The sequence below is a fragment of the Streptosporangium sp. NPDC020145 genome, from assembly GCF_040631275.1.
Lineage (GTDB): Bacteria > Actinomycetota > Actinomycetes > Streptosporangiales > Streptosporangiaceae > Streptosporangium.
In genome coordinates, this window is the sequence record NZ_JBEXZT010000073.1 from 1 (window position 1) to 1,654 (window position 1,654).

A 1,654-nucleotide genomic window follows, 5' to 3' on the forward strand; every position below is an offset into this window, starting at 1 on the left:
ATGGACCACGTAGGAGGCGCACTTGTCGATCTCGGCGGGCGCGCACTTCTGCCAGATCTCGGTGCCGCCGGCCATCAGGACCTTGTCGGCGTCCTTGACCATGGTGCGTTCGGCGAGGAAATTGACCAGGGACCACGCGTCCTTGGCGTAGTACGTCTCGTCGAACATCACCGCGTTCGGGCGGCCCAGGTTGACGAAGCGGAGGAACGCCCCGAACACCGTCACCAGCAGCGGGCCGATCCAGCCCCACATGGCGCCGCCGGGCATCGGCGGCACCAGCCGGTCACGCACGGAGACGGCCGAGTCGGTGCTCGGTTCTGACTCCGGCTGTTCGAACGCCTGGTTGGGGAAGTCGGTCACGGCCACCCGGCCATCGTACGGGCCTCCTCCCCTCACGAACCTAAGAAACACCGCCTACATGTCCAATTACGGAACTTCTCCCCTTGTTGGGACCCCGTGTCGGATGCGGGAGGATGGAACCGTGAACGACAACGGCAGGCTGGTGCTCGCTGGAGCCCCGATCGGACAGACGGGCGACGCCTCGCCGAGGCTGCGCGAGGCGCTGGAGACCGCCGACGTGGTCGCCGCCGAGGACACCCGCCGCCTGCGCCGTCTGGCGGCCGACCTGGGCGCGGAGATCGGCGGCAGGGTCGTCTCCTACTACGACGCCAACGAGGCGGGCCGGGCGGCCGAGCTGCTGGGCGAGCTGCGGGACGGCAGGACCGTCCTGATCATCACCGACGCCGGGATGCCCGGTGTCTCCGACCCGGGCTACCGCCTGACCCGCCTGGCCGTCGAGGCCGGGATCACGGTCACCTCGCTGCCAGGGCCCTCCGCGGTCACCACCGCGCTGGCCGTCTCCGGCCTGCCCAGCGACCGCTTCTGCTTCGAGGGCTTCCCGCCGCGTAAGCCGGGCGAGCGCGACCGCAGGCTGCGGGCGCTGGCCGCCGAGGAACGCACGATGGTGTTCTTCGAGGCGCCCCACCGGCTCGCGGCCGCGCTCGGCGCGATGGCCGAGGCGTTCGGGGCCGAGCGCAGGGCCGCCGTCTGCCGCGAGCTGACCAAGACCTACGAGGAGGTACGGCGCGGCGGCCTGGGCGAACTGGCCGTGTGGGCGGCCGACGGGGTCAAGGGCGAGATCACCGTGGTGGTCGCCGGGCACGACCCGCAGGAGGTCGAGCCGGACATCGAGGACCTGGTCGCCGAGGTCGCCAGGCGCGCGGAGACCGGGGTGCCGAGGAAGCAGGCGATCGTGGACGTCGCGAAGTCGGCGGGGATTCCCAAACGAGATCTTTACGATGCTGTCCACAGAGGGTGATTTTTCTCCATACTTCCCTAAATGGGATTAACCAGAGATCGACTTCTGCCCCCCATGCCGGGAAACGTCCTGCTGGGCTGGCTGGGACCGTTGTTCGTCGCCGCGCTCGGGGCGTTCCTGCGGTTCGACCGTCTCGGACTGCCGAAGGCGGTGGTGTTCGACGAGACCTTCTACGCCAAGGACGCCTACTCGCTGAGCCTCTTCGGCGTTGAGCGGGCCACACTCGGCGACGCGTCGAACCCGATCTCCGACCGGATGCTCATCGCCGGGAACACCGACATCTGGATCGGCTGCTCCCCGCCGGAGGCCGCCCCCTGCCCGCAGTACGTCGCCCAC

The 1,654-nt window shown here is 69.6% G+C and carries 1 protein-coding gene and 2 pseudogenes; 2 read left to right on the forward strand and 1 reads right to left on the reverse strand.

The window, feature by feature from the left end; all coding sequences use genetic code 11:
* A pseudogene (locus ABZ463_RS41590) lies at nt 1-366 on the reverse strand (phospholipid carrier-dependent glycosyltransferase); the annotation flags it as partial.
* A 97-nt stretch (nt 367-463) separates the two neighbouring features.
* On the opposite strand from ABZ463_RS41590, the gene rsmI reads away from it, so the two are divergent.
* Both rsmI and ABZ463_RS41600 read left to right on the forward strand, forming a co-directional pair.
* Nucleotides 464-1,318 (forward strand): 16S rRNA (cytidine(1402)-2'-O)-methyltransferase, encoded by an 855-nt coding sequence (rsmI, locus tag ABZ463_RS41595; protein WP_352016611.1) that lies wholly within the window; start codon nt 464-466, stop codon nt 1,316-1,318.
* A 54-nt stretch (nt 1,319-1,372) separates the two neighbouring features.
* Nucleotides 1,373-1,654, forward strand: a pseudogene (locus ABZ463_RS41600) (phospholipid carrier-dependent glycosyltransferase); the annotation flags it as partial.

Coding starts and splice junctions, on each gene's coding strand:
- rsmI (WP_352016611.1), top strand. CDS start 464: ATGCGGGAGGATGGAACCGTGAACGACAACGGCAGGCTGGTGCTCGCT.